We start from the raw sequence: 15,390 nt of genomic DNA on the forward strand, positions 1-15,390 counted from the left end.
GCCCCGCAGGGACGCACTTGAATGATGTCGGAAAAATTGCCGAGGACGGCGCTTTGCCGCCCCCACCCGACCTCGCTTCGCTCGGTCACCCTCCCCGGAGCGGGGAGGGAAAGGTCTGGAGTCGGATTTTTCCGACTTTATGTGTATGAGCCGCCGCCATGCCCTTTACCGCAACCGTTCTGACCATGTTTCCCGAGGCCTTTCCCGGCCCGCTCGGCGTGTCGCTGATCGGCACGGCCTGGCGCGAGAAAGGCTTGTGGAGCCTGGATACGGTTGACATTCGCGCCTTTTCCACAGATACGCGCGGCTTCCTGGACGACACCCCTGCGGGTGGCGGCCCGGGAGCCGTGCTTAAGGCGGACGTGGTGGCTCGGGCGGTCGATAGCCTGCCGGGACCGAAACGGCCGCTTTTGTACATGAGCGCCCGGGGTCGGCCCCTGACCCAGGCGCGCGTCAAGGAATGGGTCTCGCCTGAAAAGGGTGGGGCCGACGGAATCGTCGTGCTGTGCGGCCGTTTCGAGGGGGTGGATCAGCGGGTGCTGGACGCACGCGGGTTCGAGGAGGTCTCGGTCGGAGACGCGGTGCTCGCCGGCGGCGAGGCGGCGGCCATGGTCGTGATCGAGGCGTGCGTAAGACTGATCCCCGGCGTACTCGGCGCGGCAGACAGCCTGTCGTCCGAAAGCTTCGAGGATGGGCTTCTGGAACACCCGCAGTACACGCGACCGCGGACGTTCGAGGGGCTTGAGATACCCGAGGTGCTGCTGTCGGGCGACCACAAGAAGGTCGCCAAATGGCGCGAGGCGCAGCGGGAAGAGACCACGCGGGAGCGACGACCAGACCTCTGGGCGGCGCATCTCGCCAAATCACAGGCAAAGAGCGCAAAGCTCGAGGAGAAATGACATGAACATCGTTCAACAGCTGGACGCCGAAGAAAAAGCCCGCGTCCTGGGCGAACGCACCATCCCGGTCTTCCAGCCCGGCGACACCCTGCGCGTCAACGTGAAGATCAAGGAAGGCGAGCGCGAGCGCGTTCAGGCCTTCGAAGGCGTCTGCATCGCCCGTGACGGCGGCGGCATCAGCGAGACCTTCACCGTCCGCAAGATCTCGTTCGGCGAAGGCGTCGAACGCAAATTCCCCATTCTGTCGCCGAACATCGAGTCGATCGAAGTGAAGCGCCGCGGCGTCGTGCGCCGCGCCAAGCTCTATTATCTGCGCGATCGTCGCGGCAAGTCGGCCCGGATCGCCGAACGCCAGACCGTCCGTCCCGCCAAGGGCGTCGTGGTTCCGGAAACCGGTTCGGCCGCCAAGGGCGACGAAGCCTGATTAGACTTTGTCGCGCGCGGCTTGAGCGCGGATCGTGCTGAAATGACGAAGGCCCCGGCGACAGCGCCGGGGCTTTTTTCATGCGCGGCGACTGACCCTACTGCGGGTACAGGGGATTGGACGCGTCCCTCTGGCCTTCCAGGCTGCGATTCAGGTCGTGAACCTCGTCATGATCGGCCTTCACCAAGGCGTAGGCCCGACGGATGGTCTCGCGGGTCGTGGCCGAAATGCTGGCGTCTTCCAGCGCCCTTTCGAACTTGGCGGCGATGAAGCCTTCGCCGCTGTCGATGGAGCCGACGACCGTGTCGTCGTTGCGCAGCAGGGCGTGTTTGACGTCGAGAAAGGCGCGGTGGGCCTTGGCCAGGATCGAGCCCTTGGATTCCGGGTCGCCGCCCAGGCCCCGCACGGCCTCGGACAGGTCGTCCGCTACCTGCTGGCGTTCGATGCTGCGGCGCTCGAACAGGCTGGTGTAATCGGGATCGCGGGATTCCACGGCGGCTTCGCCATAGCCGTCGGCGCTGTCCAGGGTCGTCTCGATCAGGCTGTTCAGAACCTTGATGTCGTGGGCGTTGGGATTGGTCATGTCTTGCGTTCCTCCGCGATTGCGGTCGAACGGCGGAATGGCTGGGCGAGGCCTTGGTTGCCGCCCCGCGACATCAAAGTTTGGTGCGCAGGGACCACAGTTCCGGGAAGCAGCGCTTGGTCAGGGTCGAGGCCAGATAGGCCGCACCCTCGGTGCCGCCGGTGCCGCGCCGCCGGCCGATGATCCGCTCGACCGTGACGACGTGCTTGTGCCGCCAGGTCAGCAGGGCGTCGTCCAGATCGACCAGCTTCTCGGCCAGCTGATACAGGGCCCACCAGCGCTCGGTGTCGCGATAGACCTCCAGCCAGGCCGCCTCCACCGCTTCGGACGGCTCATAAGGCTGGGTCACGTCGCGGTTCAGCACCTCGGCCGGGATAGGCAGCCCCGCCTGGGCCATCTGGGCCAGGGCGTCGTCGTACAGGCTGGGGGCCGCGATGGCGGCTTCCAGCGCGGCCAGGGCCTCTGGCCGGTCCGCGTGGAACTTCAGGAAGCTGGCGTCCTTCAGGCCCAGCATGGCCTCGAACCGGCGGAACTGGTCGCTCTGAAAGCCCGAGGAGGAGCCCAGCGAACCCCGGAACCGCAGATAGTCCGACGGGGTCATGGTCGAAAGAATGTCCCAGCTGTGGGTCATCACCGCCTGGATGCGCGAAACCCGGGCCAGGCTCTTGTAGGCCGGGACCAGGTCGCCGGCGCGAACCAGCTGCTGGGCCAGGGCTGTCTCGTGCAGGATCTGCTTCAGCCACAGCTCCTTGGTCTGGTGGATGACGACGAACAGCATTTCGTCATGCTGATCCGACAGCGGATGCTGGGCCGAGAGCAGGTCGTCCAACGCCAGATAGCCGGCGTAGGTGATGTCGCTGGATTGGGTCATGCGCCGCTATCGCCCGCGGGGGGCGGATGCGCAAGCCGGCCTAGTGCTGGCCCTGGCTCGAAGCGTTCGACGCGATCTGACGACCGGCGTCGAAGGCGTCACGGGCGCCTTTGTAGATGAAGCCGTAGGTCGGATAGACGGTCGTGCCCAGGCCGTTGATCGGATTGTACCAGACCTTGACCTGAGACCAGTCGTTGGACGGCGAGACGTCCACGACGGTGACGTTTTCCTCGACCTTGCCGCGGCTGCCGCCCCAGTTGGCGTGGGTCACGCGCACGACCCGGTCGGTCAGGATGTCGGAGACGACGGCGACATGGCCCCGGCTCATCCGGCCTTCGGGACGGAAGACCAGGACCGAACCCTTTTCGGGCGCGTCGCCGGTGCGGAACTTCTCGGTGGCCTGACGCCACCAGGTCCAGGCGTCGCCGAAGATGTTGATGCCCGAGAACATGCGGGCGAAGGTCACGCACTGCCAGTACGGCTCATCGGCCTTTGCGGAAACGGGGGTGACGCCCAGCGCAAAAAAACCGAGGGTCGCCGCAACCGCGGCGGCTTTGAGCCGTTTCATCATGCTGAGGTCTCGTCCCGACTGCCGATGGTCTTTTTAGACCATAGGAAATTAGGATTGAAAAACCCTTTTCGGCGTATCGCCGTCCTGCGGTTTGTCGCTTGACGCTGTTTTGCGTCCTTGCGCCATCCCTCTCAAAGCCTTGCGAGCCGGGTGTTCCACGAGGTGGTAGGACAGGGCCGCCACGACCGGCAGAAGCGCCAGAATCGCCAACCACACGAAAAGTTGAAGCTGCTTGTCCGGGGCGTCGGTCAGCTTGGCCGCGAGGTTAACGGCCAGAAGTTTCCAAGGCACGCAGACCATATAGACCGAATAGCTGATCTCCCCCAGATAGACCGCCGGCCTGGACGCCAGCCATCCGGCCCGCTCGTTCGGCAGTGAGGCCAAGGACAGGATCAGGGCGCCGGCCAGCAGAACGGTGATCCCGTCCCATAGGCCGAGCGCCGCGCTCAACACCATCAGACCGAACGACACGGCCGAGGCGGTCCAGGGCGCCTTCAGCGGCGCCTTGCGATAAACCAGGTACAGGGCGCAGCCCAGGGCGAAACAGGGCACGATCCGCAAGGCGCCCCAGCGGATGGTCGCCTCGGTCAACGAAAAGCCCGCGACGCGCTCGAACCCGTAATACAGCACCGTCAAGAAGGCGGCCGTACCGACCACGGCCGCTACCGGCTTCTCACGCGCACGCCAGAAGACGAAGGCGAACAGGGGGAAACAGAGATAGGCGAACCATTCCGCCGAGATCGACCAGGACGGATGGTTCCAACCGGCGACGGGGGCCAGGCCCCAGGCGTGGACCATCAGCAGATTGGCCGGAAGCGAGACCCACGACAGCACATTGCCGTCCACGCTCATCCCGGCGACCAGGGCGACGGCGGCCAGCAACCCCACCCCGACCAGGGTCGCCACATGCAGGGGATAGACCCGCGCCACCCGCGCCCACAGGAAGCCGCGATACGAAAACCGCTTCTCGCCGGCCGACTGAAGATAGACGTGGCTGAGGATGAAGCCGGACAGGACGAAGAACAGTTCGACCCCCAGATAGCCCTTGTCGACAAGGCCGGACGACCCGGCGCCGGCCAGGTTTTCCCAGTAGGTATAGACGGCCACCCAGATCGCCGCGCCGAAACGCAGGGCGGTGATGGGGCGCAGGTCGGCGGGCGTCTGGACGGGGGTCATGGTCTCACCTTGGCACGTCGGGCTTTGCGAACCGTGAAGGCCCGCAAGCGCCGTGCCTTGGCCACCCTATCCCACCCAGGTTCCGTGGAAGCCTGCGGGGAGGGCCGTGTCCGCCTGCCAGGTCGCCACCGGCCCGTCCTCGACATGGGCCGCGTCGAAGACGTGCAGTTCGGTGCGCCCGGCCTTCAGATTGACCGACGGTCCGACCAGCCAGGCGTCGGTCTCGGCCGTGGCGCCGGGCTTGGGCACGAAGACCGTCTCCTCAACGATCTGATGGAGGCCGAAGGTGAAGCCGTGCGACCGGCCGCTGTCCCAGTCCTGAACCGCCAGGCCCGTGGGCAGGGGGCGCCCGGGCGTCTCGCCGCTGGTGTGGACGGTCAGGCTGCGTTTCAGCCCCAGACGACGGGGGTCGGCCTTTGGAAACTCGCCGACGGCGTCGGTCGTCAGCATGTCAGCCTTGCCGTCGGGGCGCAGGGTGACCAGGGCCAGTTTCGCTGGGTCGCCCGGCACGACGCCATGGCCTTCGACCAGCACCCGCGCGCCGGCGACGGCGAAGCGCGGATCGCCGCTGGCGGCGACGTCGAAACGGATCGTACCGTCGCGTTCGGCCCAGGCGTCGCCCAGATGGAAATGGAAGAAGCCCGGCAGCTCATAGAGGCGTGACTGCGTGAGGTCGTCCTTGTCCAGCACCATGACCTGTGTCCCGGTCTCCGGACGCCACACCAGGCCATTGATGACGGGCATGGCCTGGCGTTCCTGGATCCAGGGCTGAAGCACCAGGATCAGGTGCCGGTCGGTGGCGGTGAAGTCGTGCATATAGCTGGCGCGCGGCAGGCGGACGATCTCGGCCCGGTTCAGTCCGCCGTCGGCGTTCAGCCGCCAGATCACGGCTTGGGCGCCGGCCGTGCCCACGTTCCAGATCGAGCCGTCGGGCGCGCGCCGAGGGTGGGCCTGGAACGGCATGCCTTTCAGATCGTCCCGCAGGGTGACGAAGCCCTGGGTCGACAGGTCGGACGCATCCATCGCCAGGGGCGAACCGCCTTCCCACAAGGCCCAGATCTGGTTTCCCACCGCCAGGACGGCCGTGTTGGCGGCGCTGGCGTCGTCGTTCGAGTTGACCCGCGCGCGTGGGTCGCCGCCGGTCCCGAAGCCCGGGGTCACGACGGCGTCCAGTTCGGTCTCGACCCGGCGCTTGGGCGTATCGGCGAACCGGGCCTCCAGCGTGGCCTGGCCGTCATGGATGCGGAAGGCCCGCATCAGGCCGTCGCCGTCGAACCAGTGGGTGACGGACCCGCCCGGCCGTCGGAACCGACCGGGTCCGTTGCGGAACAAGGCGCCCTCCAGCCCCGCCGGCGCCCGGCCGTGGATCAGGCGCATCGTCTGACGCGGCAGATCGCCCTCGACGTCGCGGGTGGCCAGGGCCCAGTCCGCCTGGGCGGCGGCGTCGAGGGCGGCGGCGGCGCGGACCATCTCGGGCGTGGCGACGGCGGCTGAAAGCGCGGCGGCGCCCATCAGGAAGGAACGGCGTGAAGGGGTCATGGTCCGGCTCCGGGCTTAGGTCTGGTTACTTCAGGCTGATGGTCTGGGCGACGGCGCCGGTCGCCGCGAACTTCGCGCGCTCCCACGAGGCCGGCCCCATGTTTCCGACGGCGTTGTTGGAGAAGGCGAAGGGCTCGATCGGCATGCCGAATGGGTTGGTGTTCATCTTCCCGTCGCCATCGATGTCGTGAAAGGCGCGCATGGCGTAGTCGCCGTCCGGCAGGTCCTCGAACCGGACCTGTTTGGAAGCGGCTGCTGCGTCCACCATGGCGTAACGAACCGGCTGGCCCTCGCCGCCGTAGTTGGCCTCGCTGTTGAAAAGGGCGACCATGATCCGCCCGGTCGGCGCAGCGACGTCGAAGTCGAAGGTGATGTCTGCGGCCAAGGCGGAGGTCGACGCCAGGGCGGTTGCAAGAGCGGCGGAAGCGCAAAGGGCGGAAAGGGTCTTCATGCGGGCGTCCTGTTCATGCCGGGCCGCCGACCGGCCCTCGATGACTGGACCCTGAAGACGAGGGCACGCCTTCGCCATCGGACATGCGGGAGCGACCACCCGGCCTTCGTGAATGACCGTCTCCGCCGCCGACGATGCGCGTGTCGCCGCCCGCTCAAGGCGTTTTTGCGCCCCATCTCGCCGCTACAGCGCGTTACATGTCGAAACGCGCGCGACATCAGTCCCAGCCGGGCCTGTGGCAGTCTGTACGCGTTACGGCCTGGTGGCGGAGTGGCTACGCGGCGGGCTTGCAAGCCCGAAAACCCTCCGTTCGACTCGGAGGCCAGGCCTCCATCCTCTCCTTGCAGTCAGAGGAAGGAGTAGGGATCGACGTCCACCGTCAGTCGGACCGAGGCGGGGACCTTCACCCGCGCCAGCCAGGCGCGCAGAAACGCCTGAAGATTCACGTCGCGGTCCGCCCGCACCAGCAACCGCTTGCGGCGCCGTCCGCGCACCAGGGCCAGGGGGGCGTCGGCGGGGCCATAGACCTCCAGCCGTTCGGCGTTGGGAATGGCCTGGGCCAGGTCGGCGGCGACCTTCTCCACCGCGGCCGCATTCTCGCTGGACAGGATGATCGCCGCCAACCGGCCGAAGGGGGGCAGGGCGGCGGCTTCCCGCTCGGCCATCTCCGCCTCGACGAAGGCGTCGCGGTCGCCGGCCGCCAGGGCCATCAACACCGGATGTTCGGGGGTCCAGGTCTGCAAAATGGCCCGCCCCGGCCGGTCGGCGCGACCCGCCCGTCCCGTCGCCTGGGCCAGCAGTTGATAGGTCCGTTCGGCCGCCCGCAGGTCGCCGCCCCGCAAACCCAGATCTGCATCCACCACCCCGACCAGGGTCAGACGGGGGAAGTTGTGCCCCTTGGCGGCGGCCTGGGTGGCGACCAGGATGTCGATCTCGCCGTCGGTCATCCGCTGGATCAAGGCCCGCGCAGACTTGGCGTCGGGCGCGGTGTCGGAGCTGAACACCGCCGTCCGCGCCTCGGGGAACAGCTGGCGCACCTCCTCCTCGACCCGTTCGACGCCGGGGCCGACCGAGACCAGCGAGTCCTCCGCTCCACATGACGGGCACAGTTTGGGCCGGGCCATGGAAAAGCCGGTCAGGTGACAGACCAGACGGCCGGTGTACCGGTGCTCGACCAGCCAGCTGTCGGTGTCCGGCGCCGTCAGCCGGTGCCCACAGACGCGGCACAGGACGACGGGCGCATAGCCGCGCCGGTTCAGGAACAACAGGGTCTGCTCGCCCCGCGCCAGGGTCTCGGCCACCGCCGTACGCAGGGGCTGGGACAACCAGGTCTGGGGATCAGGCGTGTGCTGGCGCAGGTCCAGCAGTTCGATATCGGGCATGACCGCCACCCCGTGCCGGGCGCCCAGCTTCAGCCAGTCGTAACGCCCGGCCTGGGCGTTCCACAGTGTCTCCAGCGACGGCGTCGCCGAGGCCAGGACCACCGCCGCCCCCTCGATCCGCGCCCGCGCCACCGCCAGATCCCGTCCGTGATAGACCAGACCCTCTTCCTGTTTGAACGAACTGTCGTGCTCCTCGTCCACCACGATCAGCCGCAGATCGACGAAGGGCAGGAACAGGGCCGAGCGGGCGCCGACCACGATGTTGCACCGGCCGGCGACCACCGCCTCCCACACCTGGCGGCGACGGGGCGGGGCGACGCCGGAATGCCATTCGGCCGGGGCGGCGCCGAACCGGGCCGTGATCCGCTCGATCAGGGCCTGGGTCAGGGCGATCTCGGGCAGAAGGATCAGGATCTGCGCCGCCGGATCGGACCGCAGCACCCGCGCGATCGCCTCCAGATAGGCCTCGGTCTTGCCCGACCCCGTGACCCCGTCCAGCAGGAAGGGCCGGAACCCGCCGCCCGTCACCCCGGCCGCCAGGGCCGAAGCCGCCGCCGCCTGGTCGCCGTTCAGGGTCGCCGGCGCATGGTCGGGATCGGGCCGTTCGAACGCCGCCTCGGCCGCGATTTCGATGATCTCCAGCACCCCCTCGTCGATCAGGCCCTTGACCAGGCCGGACGACACGCCGGCGGCGCGCGCCAGATCGGCGCCCGCCATGGCGCGCTCGCCAAGGGCTTCCAGCACCCCCGTCCGGGCCGGGGTGGCGCGCGCCGGCTGGCGGTCGCCGACCCGCCGCACGCGGCGTTCCGGCTTGGGGCGTGGCGCGCGCAGCCCCTTCAGTGCGGTCGCCGCCATCTCGCCGGGCGGCGACAGGGTCCAGCGCCCGGCCCATTCGACGAAGTCCATCACCCCGGCCGGTAGCGCAGGGTCGTCCAGTCTCGACTCGACCGATTTCAGCCGCCGGTTGGAGCCGGTGGTCTCGAACACCTCGGCCACCACGCCTCGGATCAGACGCGGCCCCAGGGGCACTGCCACCTGATCGCCGCGCGCCAGCGTCATGCCTTCGGGCGCCTCGTAATCGAAGGCTTCCGGCACGGGCAGGGGAATGAGGACCGAGGCGACTTTCACCGAACTTCGCCCTCGGCTATGAAGCCGTCCATGAAACTCTTTCTCGATACCGCCGACGTCGCCGTCATCAAGGACATGGTCCCCACCGGAATGGTGGACGGCGTCACCACCAATCCGTCGCTGATCGCCAAGTCGGGTCGGAACATCGCCGAGGTCATCGCCGAAATCTGCGCCCTGGTCGAGGGGCCGATTTCCGCCGAGGCCGTCTCGCTCGATTTCGAGACCATGGTCAAGGAGGGCGACAAGCTGGCCGCCATCGCCCCGAACGTGGTCGTGAAGCTGCCCCTGACCTGGGACGGCCTGCGCGCCTGCCGCGTCTTCACCGACAAGGGGATCAAGACCAACGTCACCCTGTGCTTCTCGGCGGCCCAGGCGCTGCTGGCGGCCAAGGCCGGCGCCACCTTCGTCTCGCCCTTCGTCGGCCGGCTGGAAGACAATGGCGCCGACGGCATCGCCCTGCTGGAGGAAATCCGCGTCCTGTATGACGTGCACGGTTTCGAGACCCAGATCCTGGCCGCCTCGCTGCGCAACGTCGCCCATGTGGCCGCCGCCGCCGTGGCCGGATCGGACGCCGCCACCTTCGGCGCCGACACATTCAAGGCCCTGGTAAAGCACCCGTTAACCGACAAAGGTCTTGATGCCTTCGTGGCGGACTGGGCCAAGACCGGTCAGTCCATCCTGTAAATCGCGCGTCACGGAGAGGTCTGTTTGAGCGGCTCATTGGACCTTTTCGAAACCTCCGAGGCGGAGCCGGTCCCCCACCTGGGCGACGGCCTGCACTGGCCCGAGGTGCGCGGCTGGCTGCAGACGCATGCCCAGACCCTGCTGGACGATCGCTCCCTGCTGGAGGAGATCGGCCTGCGTCCGCACGGTCGCAATGTGGTCGAGTTTGGCGCCGCCGCCCTGACCCGGCTCGAGGCGGTGGTCGAACGCGAGACCGGCGCCCGGCGCGAGGTCGAGATGATCGCCCGGGCCAATTTCGCCGCCCAGACCCAGACCCACGTCGCCGCACTGGACCTTATGGAGGCCCGCAACCATTCCGACCTGGCGCGCCGTCTGGATGCCGCGGCCCAGGGCCGGTTCGGTCTGGCCGGCGCCGCCATCGCCATGGAAAAGCCGGGCGGCGTGCCCTTCGGCTGGCGTGCGCTGGAGACCGGCGCGGTGGACAATCTGTTGGGCGAACACGGCCTGACCTGGCTGGGCCCGATGTTCGAGGGGCTGGACCTGTTCGGCGCGGCCGGAGACCAGGTGAAGTCGGTCGCCCTGATCCGCATGGCCCCGCATCTGACGCCGGGCGAACCGCCCCGGTCCTGCCTGTGCGCCTTCGGCTCGCCCGAGGAAGCGGGTTTCACCCCGACCATGGGCTGCGAACTGGCGGCCTTCCTGGCCCGGGTGGTGGAGCGGATGGCCGAGCGATGGCCGGTGTTGAACTGACCGCCGCCGACGCCCTGCTCGCCTGGCTCGAGCATCTGGCGCACGAGCGGCGGCTGTCGCCGCGCACCCTCGAGGCCTACGGCCATATCGGTCGGCTGTATGTCGCCTTCCTCGAACGCCATCGCGGCGAGGCCCTGTCGCTGAAAGGCCTGGGAACCGTCACCGCCGCCGAGGTCCGCGCCCATATGGCGGAGCGCCGATCAGGCGATCATCCCCTGGCGGCCCGGTCCCTCAGCCAGAGCCTGTCGGCCATTCGCGGCTTTCACGCCTTTCTCGACCGGCGGCTGGACACGCCCGCCCCCCAGCTGGCCCTGGTGCGCGGCCCCCGGATCAAGCCGTCCCTGCCCCGGCCCGTGACGGAGGATCAGGCGCGCGGCCTGTTGGCCGAACCCGACGCCGACCCGGACGCCGAACCCTGGGAGGCCGCGCGCGACCGCGCCGTCCTGACCCTGCTCTACGGCTGCGGCCTGCGGATTTCCGAGGGCCTGTCCCTGACCCGGGCCGATGCTCCGTTGTGTGAGACGTTGCGTGTTCTCGGCAAGGGATCAAAGACCCGGATCGTCCCGGTCCTGCCCGCCGTCCGCGCGGCGGTGGACGCCTATCTGGCGCTTCAGCCCTTTCCGCTTCAACCGTCCGACGCCCTGTTCCGCGCCCGGCGCGGCGGTCCGCTCAGCCCGCGCCACGTCCAGGCCTCGGTCCAGCGGCTGCGCGGCCGGCTGGGCCTGCCTGAACGCACCACCCCCCACGCCCTGCGCCACAGTTTCGCGACCCATCTGCTGGGCGCCGGCGCCGACCTGCGGTCGATCCAGGAACTGCTGGGCCACGCCAGTCTCTCGACGACCCAGAAATACACCGGCGTCGATGCGGAACGCCTGCTGAACGCCTATGCGGCGGCCCATCCCCGCGCCTAGAGGGACGCCGGTTCGGTTTTAAAGACTACAGACCTGGGCGGGCGGGACGTTCCGAACGGTTCGGCTCGACCGTCCGGTACGGGCCGAACTCGCGTCCCAAGGCGCGCGGCTGATTCGGTACGTCATAGCTGATGGGGGCCGGACAGTTGTTCTGGTCGCGCCGGTCCAAAAGCAGGTAACGCCTCACCTGCCCATCATCTCGCGAGCGATCCAGCAAAGGCGCAACAGCCCCCGCCGATGACGGCGAAGCGGTCTGTGTCTGAACAAGAGGGTCGCCACACCGGATCATGGCCTGATCCACCACCGGCACGACCCGCACCATGGGCTGATCGACCGGCGGCGCCGGATGAACGATCACCGCCCCGTTCGACAGGGCCAGAATCAGCAAACTCAGCATCGGAGTCCTCCGGTTTCTGGCCCCATCCTAAACCTGCAACTGCGGATTGACTAGATCGCCCTCACCGCGCCACCGTCCAGCCGGATCAGCGAGCCGGTGACATAGGCGGCCAGGGGGCTGGCCAGGAAGGCGGCGGTGGCGCCGAACTCCTCGGTCGCGCCGATCCGGCCGACGGGGATGGATTTCACGGATTCGGCGCGGGCCTCCTGCGGCGTCACGCCGGTGCGTTCGGCCGTCGCCTGGTCCAGGCGGGCGATGCGCGGGGTGTCGATCCGGCCCGGCAGCAGGGTGTTGACCGTGACCCCGTCCGGCCCGACCTCGTTGGCTAGGGTCTTGGCCCAGGCGGCGACCGAAGCCCGCAAAGTGTTGGACACCCCCAGGGCGGCCGACGGCTCGACCACGGTGATCGAGGCGACGTTCAGGATCCGGCCCCAGCCGGCGGCCCGCATCCGCGGCAGCACCCGGTCGGTCAGGCGGAAGACCGACAGCACCATGGATTCGAAATGATCGCGCCAGACCGACGGCTCCAGCCCCGACACGCCCGACGGCGGCGGCCCGCCGGTGTTGTTCAGCAGGATCTCGATATGGCCGCCCAGCAGCTCCTCGGCCAGGTCGGCGGCCCTCATCAGGGCCTCGTGATCGGCCAGATCGGCCGTGACCACGGCCGCCTTGCCGGGGCCCATGGCGTTCAGTTCGTCGGCCACGGCCTGAAGCCTGGCCGCGTCGCGCGACAACAGGGCCACATGGGCGCCTTCGGCCACCAGGGCCGTGGCCACGGCCCGGCCCAGGCCGGACGAACCGCCGCAGATCAGGGCGCGTTTGCGCGTGAGTTTCAGGTCCATGTCGGCTCCATGCTTTGGCTCAGGCGGCGGATATCGGGTTTCCGTAGCGTCAGCGCAACGCGGCGTTAACCGACGCAGCGCACCTTCGTCTTCATGTGGCCGCCAGCAACCGTCTGGATCGGCCGTGGAGGGCCGGCCCATGTCGACCAAAATAACCTCGAGCGTGCGTCGCCACAGCGACCATTTCGAGCCGCAGGACACCGATCCGCACGAGCAGCGCCGCCTGCGCGGCCAGCTGGAGCAGATCGACTACGCCGCCTATGTCGCCAACAAGGAGCTGATCGGCCAGGCCCTGACCGGGCTGGACGCCGCCTCCCTGCAGAAACTGGCCGTCCTGACCGCCGGCGCCCGCGCCAAATGGGGCGCCGAGGCCCTGCGCCTGGCCCACTCGGGCTCGCCGGTCACCGCCGACCAGGTCGCCCGCCTGACCGCCGCCCGCACCGCCTTCGACGAACTCGCCGAAGTCTACGAGGCCCTGCGCCGGATGGTGGAGCGCGGGTATGCGGTGTTGAAGTAAGGAGACCGAGGGGTCGCCATCTCTCCCAGGAACCGCGGGGGGTGTCGTTCCGTTTGTATCGCCATGTCCCTTAGACGCACTCTTCCAATCCTTGCTCTGGCGGGCGCCGCCGTCGCCCTGACCGCCTGCGCCACCTTCCAGCGCGGTCCTGTCGGCAACACCGCCGTTCCCCAACCCGCCCAGGCCGTCGACCTGAACCGCTACGCCGGTCTCTGGTACGAGATCGGCCGCTACGAGAACGGGTTCGAGCGCGACTGCGAGGGCGTCACCGCGCGATACGCCGTGCGGGACGACGGCCTCGTGGGTATACTGAACTCATGCCGCCAGGGCGGCCTGACCGGCGAGGAGAAGACCGTCGAGGGCAATGCCAAGATCGTCGAGGGAAGCCGGAACGCCAAGCTGAAGGTCTCCTTCTTCGGCCCCTTCTACGTAGGCGACTATTGGGTGCTCGCCCGCGCTGAAGACTATTCCTGGTCTATCGTAGGTGAGCCTTCCGGCCGCTATCTTTGGCTTCTGAGCCGCACGCCCCACCCATCTCGCGACGTCCGCGACGCCATCCTGCGCCGGACCCGAGAACTGGGCTACGACCTGTCCATGGTGCGGGAAACCCGGCAGCCTTAAGCCGCAGCCCCAAAGCCCAAGTCATTGAAGTATAACGCCTGGTGGAGCCGAGGGGAGTCGAACCCCTGACCTCGTCATTGCGAACGACGCGCTCTACCAACTGAGCTACGGCCCCGTTTCCAGTGCTGGATCGGGCCTCCAGGCGAGGCCGGGACATAGAAGGCGGGCGGGCGTGGTGTCAACGGGCTTGTGCGCGCAATCGAAGCAGGGTCGCGAGGGGCGTTGTCGGAAGGGGGCGGGACAGGCTAAAAGCGCCGCTCGCTCAAGCAGGAGAAGCGTCCATGGGTTTCGCCATCGTCTGGCTGGTCAACGCCGTCATCAGTCTGATGATCTGGTTCATCATCGCCCAGGCGATCCTGAGCTGGCTGGTCGCGTTCGACGTGATCAACTACCGTAACCGTTTCGTCTATTCGGTCGGCACCTTCCTGGACCGGATCACCGCGCCCCTGCTGGAGCCGTTCCGCCGCATCATCCCGAACCTGGGCGGAATCGACATCTCGCCCATCGTGGTGATCCTGCTGCTTCAGTTCGCCAGCGTCCTGTTCAACCGCGCCGCCGCCCCCGCCCTGATCGGGCTTCTGGGCTGAGGCCGGGCGTCGGTCCGGGCGGACACGGTGCGCAGGATTCTCATGTGCAGGGACAAATCCACCCTTGCGCCGCGCCGCCACCTTCCTAAAGGTGCCCGCCCGACCATTATAGACCACGGTTCATGAGCACGATCACCACAGTCGCCGTCCTGGGCGCCGGACAGATGGGCGCAGGCATCGCCCACGCGGTGGCCCTGGGCGGTTATTCGGTCCGGCTTTATGACGTGGCCGCCGCCCGACTGCCGCTGGCTCAGGGCGAGATCGCCGCCAGCCTGTCGCGCCATGTCGCGCGCGGCCTGATCGGCCAGGCCGACGCCGACGCAGCCCTGGCCCGCATCACCGTCACCGAGGTCATCGCCGACGCCGTGACCGGCGCCGACCTGGTGATCGAGGCCGCGCTGGAGGACGAGGCGGTCAAGAAGGCAGTCTACGCCCAGGTCGCGCCCCATCTGGGGCCGCACACCCTGCTGGCCTCCAACACCTCCTCCATTTCGATCACCCGCCTGGCCTCGGCCTCGGACCGGCCCGACCGGTTCATCGGCCTGCACTTCATGAAGCCGGCGCCGGTGATGAAACTGGTCGAGATCGTGCGCGGCATCGCCACCTCGGCCGAGACCCATTCGGCCGCTGTCGCCTTCGCCGAGAGCCTGGGCAAGACCACCACCGACGCCGAGGACTTCCCGGCCTTCATCGTCAACCGCATCCTGGTGCCGATGATGAACGAGGCGATCTTCGCCCTGTACGAAGGGGTCGGCAATGTCGCCTCCATCGACAAGGCCCTGCGTCTGGGGGCCAATCACCCGATGGGGCCGCTGGAACTGGCGGACTTCATGGGTCTGGACGTGGTCCTGGCCATCATGAACGTGCTGTACGACGGCCTCGCCGACAGCAAATACCGGCCCTGCCCCCTGCTGGTGAAATATGTCGAGGCCGGCTGGCTGGGCCGCAAGAGCGGGCGCGGCTTCTATGACTATTCCGGCGACACGCCGGCGCCGACGCGATGAGCCGGTTCGAGAGCTACAGCGACCTGCCGGGGCAGGCGACGATCCATTCGCGC

Annotated in this window: 18 protein-coding genes and 2 tRNA genes; 10 read left to right on the top strand and 10 right to left on the bottom strand. The window is 68.2% G+C overall.

Translation table 11 applies throughout. From position 1 onward, the window contains the following. Positions 1–158: 158 nt before the first annotated feature. Positions 159–899, top strand: a complete 741-nt coding sequence (gene trmD, locus ER13_RS11125) for a tRNA (guanosine(37)-N1)-methyltransferase TrmD (protein WP_035309274.1) — start codon at positions 159–161, stop codon at positions 897–899. A 1-nt stretch (position 900) separates the two neighbouring features. Then, the gene (gene rplS, locus ER13_RS11130) at positions 901–1,323 is read left to right on the top strand and encodes a 50S ribosomal protein L19 (protein WP_008262119.1); all 423 of its coding nucleotides are present in this window, start codon (positions 901–903) and stop codon (positions 1,321–1,323) included. Positions 1,324–1,420: 97 nt separating this feature from the next. Here the strand turns inward: rplS and ER13_RS11135 are convergent, their stop codons facing one another. The 6 genes from ER13_RS11135 to ER13_RS11160 all read right to left on the bottom strand — a co-directional run bounded on the left by ER13_RS11135 (position 1,421) and on the right by ER13_RS11160 (position 6,514). Further along, positions 1,421–1,906 carry a PA2169 family four-helix-bundle protein gene (locus ER13_RS11135; RefSeq protein ID WP_008261194.1) on the bottom strand — a complete coding sequence of 162 codons (486 nt, stop codon included), beginning with the start codon at positions 1,904–1,906 and terminating at the stop codon, positions 1,421–1,423. A 73-nt stretch (positions 1,907–1,979) separates the two neighbouring features. After that, entirely contained in the window at positions 1,980–2,777 is a 798-nt protein-coding gene (locus ER13_RS11140; RefSeq protein ID WP_035309276.1) for a tryptophan 2,3-dioxygenase, read from the bottom strand. Positions 2,778–2,817: 40 nt separating this feature from the next. Beyond that, positions 2,818–3,348, bottom strand: coding sequence for a CHAP domain-containing protein (locus ER13_RS11145; protein ID WP_035309277.1), 531 nt, complete (start codon positions 3,346–3,348; stop codon positions 2,818–2,820). 48 nt (positions 3,349–3,396) lie between these two features. Continuing rightward, entirely contained in the window at positions 3,397–4,524 is a 1,128-nt protein-coding gene (locus ER13_RS11150; protein ID WP_035309279.1) for an acyltransferase, read from the bottom strand. 66 nt (positions 4,525–4,590) lie between these two features. Next, positions 4,591–6,063, bottom strand: coding sequence for a carotenoid oxygenase family protein (locus tag ER13_RS11155; RefSeq protein WP_008264272.1), 1,473 nt, complete (start codon positions 6,061–6,063; stop codon positions 4,591–4,593). Positions 6,064–6,088: 25 nt separating this feature from the next. Beyond that, on the bottom strand, positions 6,089–6,514 hold the full coding sequence (locus ER13_RS11160) for a DUF2141 domain-containing protein (RefSeq protein ID WP_008259716.1): 426 nt from the start codon (positions 6,512–6,514) through the stop codon (positions 6,089–6,091). 256 nt (positions 6,515–6,770) lie between these two features. Between ER13_RS11160 and ER13_RS11165 the strand changes: the two genes are divergently transcribed. Further along, positions 6,771–6,847, top strand: a tRNA-Ala gene (locus tag ER13_RS11165). A 14-nt stretch (positions 6,848–6,861) separates the two neighbouring features. Here the strand turns inward: ER13_RS11165 and ER13_RS11170 are convergent. Then, a complete protein-coding gene (locus ER13_RS11170; protein WP_008258863.1) occupies positions 6,862–9,024 on the bottom strand; it encodes a primosomal protein N' in 2,163 nt (720 codons plus the stop codon). A gap of 30 nt (positions 9,025–9,054) precedes the next feature. Between ER13_RS11170 and fsa the strand changes: the two genes are divergently transcribed. From fsa to ER13_RS11185, 3 genes are read left to right on the top strand one after another with little or no spacing between them, the layout of a single operon-like run. After that, positions 9,055–9,708 (top strand): fructose-6-phosphate aldolase, encoded by a 654-nt coding sequence (gene fsa / locus ER13_RS11175; protein WP_035309286.1) that lies wholly within the window; start codon positions 9,055–9,057, stop codon positions 9,706–9,708. Positions 9,709–9,744: 36 nt separating this feature from the next. Next, on the top strand, positions 9,745–10,458 hold the full coding sequence (locus ER13_RS11180) for a DUF484 family protein (protein WP_008263507.1): 714 nt from the start codon (positions 9,745–9,747) through the stop codon (positions 10,456–10,458). After that, entirely contained in the window at positions 10,440–11,369 is a 930-nt protein-coding gene (locus ER13_RS11185; RefSeq protein ID WP_035309281.1) for a tyrosine recombinase XerC, read from the top strand. The genes ER13_RS11180 and ER13_RS11185 overlap by 19 nt, the downstream gene beginning before the upstream one ends. 25 nt (positions 11,370–11,394) lie before the next feature. Here ER13_RS11185 and ER13_RS11190 read toward each other — a convergent pair whose 3' ends face one another. After that, positions 11,395–11,766, bottom strand: coding sequence for a hypothetical protein (locus tag ER13_RS11190; RefSeq protein WP_008263403.1), 372 nt, complete (start codon positions 11,764–11,766; stop codon positions 11,395–11,397). A gap of 50 nt (positions 11,767–11,816) precedes the next feature. Beyond that, the gene (locus ER13_RS11195; protein ID WP_008261776.1) at positions 11,817–12,608 is read right to left on the bottom strand and encodes an SDR family oxidoreductase; all 792 of its coding nucleotides are present in this window, start codon (positions 12,606–12,608) and stop codon (positions 11,817–11,819) included. 139 nt (positions 12,609–12,747) lie between these two features. Between ER13_RS11195 and ER13_RS11200 the strand changes: the two genes are divergently transcribed. After that, positions 12,748–13,125: a hypothetical protein gene (locus ER13_RS11200; protein WP_035309283.1), complete on the top strand. Its 378-nt coding sequence runs from the start codon at positions 12,748–12,750 to the stop codon at positions 13,123–13,125. 63 nt (positions 13,126–13,188) lie between these two features. Further along, positions 13,189–13,746 carry a lipocalin family protein gene (locus ER13_RS11205; protein WP_035309285.1) on the top strand — a complete coding sequence of 186 codons (558 nt, stop codon included), beginning with the start codon at positions 13,189–13,191 and terminating at the stop codon, positions 13,744–13,746. Positions 13,747–13,785: 39 nt separating this feature from the next. Here ER13_RS11205 and ER13_RS11210 read toward each other — a convergent pair. Further along, a tRNA-Ala gene (locus ER13_RS11210) sits at positions 13,786–13,861 on the bottom strand. Between the two features lie 166 nt (positions 13,862–14,027). Between ER13_RS11210 and ER13_RS11215 the strand changes: the two genes are divergently transcribed. Both ER13_RS11215 and ER13_RS11220 read left to right on the top strand, forming a co-directional pair. Then, positions 14,028–14,333 carry a YggT family protein gene (locus tag ER13_RS11215; protein ID WP_008262663.1) on the top strand — a complete coding sequence of 102 codons (306 nt, stop codon included), beginning with the start codon at positions 14,028–14,030 and terminating at the stop codon, positions 14,331–14,333. A 122-nt stretch (positions 14,334–14,455) separates the two neighbouring features. Then, positions 14,456–15,337: a 3-hydroxybutyryl-CoA dehydrogenase gene (locus ER13_RS11220; protein ID WP_008262496.1), complete on the top strand. Its 882-nt coding sequence runs from the start codon at positions 14,456–14,458 to the stop codon at positions 15,335–15,337. Positions 15,338–15,390: the final 53 nt, after the last annotated feature.

It is taken from the genome of Brevundimonas sp. EAKA (assembly GCF_000698025.1).
Classification (GTDB): Bacteria; Pseudomonadota; Alphaproteobacteria; order Caulobacterales; family Caulobacteraceae; genus Brevundimonas; species Brevundimonas mediterranea_A.

Excerpts from the sequence above, each read along its gene's own strand:
- trmD (WP_035309274.1), top strand. The coding sequence starts at position 159 with ATGCCCTTTACCGCAACCGTTCTGACCATGTTTCCCGAGGCCTTTCCC.
- rplS (WP_008262119.1), top strand. The coding sequence starts at position 901 with ATGAACATCGTTCAACAGCTGGACGCCGAAGAAAAAGCCCGCGTCCTG.
- ER13_RS11135 (WP_008261194.1), bottom strand. The coding sequence starts at position 1,906 with ATGACCAATCCCAACGCCCACGACATCAAGGTTCTGAACAGCCTGATC.
- ER13_RS11140 (WP_035309276.1), bottom strand. The coding sequence starts at position 2,777 with ATGACCCAATCCAGCGACATCACCTACGCCGGCTATCTGGCGTTGGAC.
- ER13_RS11145 (WP_035309277.1), bottom strand. The coding sequence starts at position 3,348 with ATGATGAAACGGCTCAAAGCCGCCGCGGTTGCGGCGACCCTCGGTTTT.
- ER13_RS11150 (WP_035309279.1), bottom strand. The coding sequence starts at position 4,524 with ATGACCCCCGTCCAGACGCCCGCCGACCTGCGCCCCATCACCGCCCTG.
- ER13_RS11155 (WP_008264272.1), bottom strand. The coding sequence starts at position 6,063 with ATGACCCCTTCACGCCGTTCCTTCCTGATGGGCGCCGCCGCGCTTTCA.
- ER13_RS11160 (WP_008259716.1), bottom strand. The coding sequence starts at position 6,514 with ATGAAGACCCTTTCCGCCCTTTGCGCTTCCGCCGCTCTTGCAACCGCC.
- fsa (WP_035309286.1), top strand. The coding sequence starts at position 9,055 with ATGAAACTCTTTCTCGATACCGCCGACGTCGCCGTCATCAAGGACATG.
- ER13_RS11185 (WP_035309281.1), top strand. The coding sequence starts at position 10,440 with ATGGCCGGTGTTGAACTGACCGCCGCCGACGCCCTGCTCGCCTGGCTC.
- ER13_RS11190 (WP_008263403.1), bottom strand. The coding sequence starts at position 11,766 with ATGCTGAGTTTGCTGATTCTGGCCCTGTCGAACGGGGCGGTGATCGTT.
- ER13_RS11195 (WP_008261776.1), bottom strand. The coding sequence starts at position 12,608 with ATGGACCTGAAACTCACGCGCAAACGCGCCCTGATCTGCGGCGGTTCG.
- ER13_RS11200 (WP_035309283.1), top strand. The coding sequence starts at position 12,748 with ATGTCGACCAAAATAACCTCGAGCGTGCGTCGCCACAGCGACCATTTC.
- ER13_RS11205 (WP_035309285.1), top strand. The coding sequence starts at position 13,189 with ATGTCCCTTAGACGCACTCTTCCAATCCTTGCTCTGGCGGGCGCCGCC.
- ER13_RS11215 (WP_008262663.1), top strand. The coding sequence starts at position 14,028 with ATGGGTTTCGCCATCGTCTGGCTGGTCAACGCCGTCATCAGTCTGATG.
- ER13_RS11220 (WP_008262496.1), top strand. The coding sequence starts at position 14,456 with ATGAGCACGATCACCACAGTCGCCGTCCTGGGCGCCGGACAGATGGGC.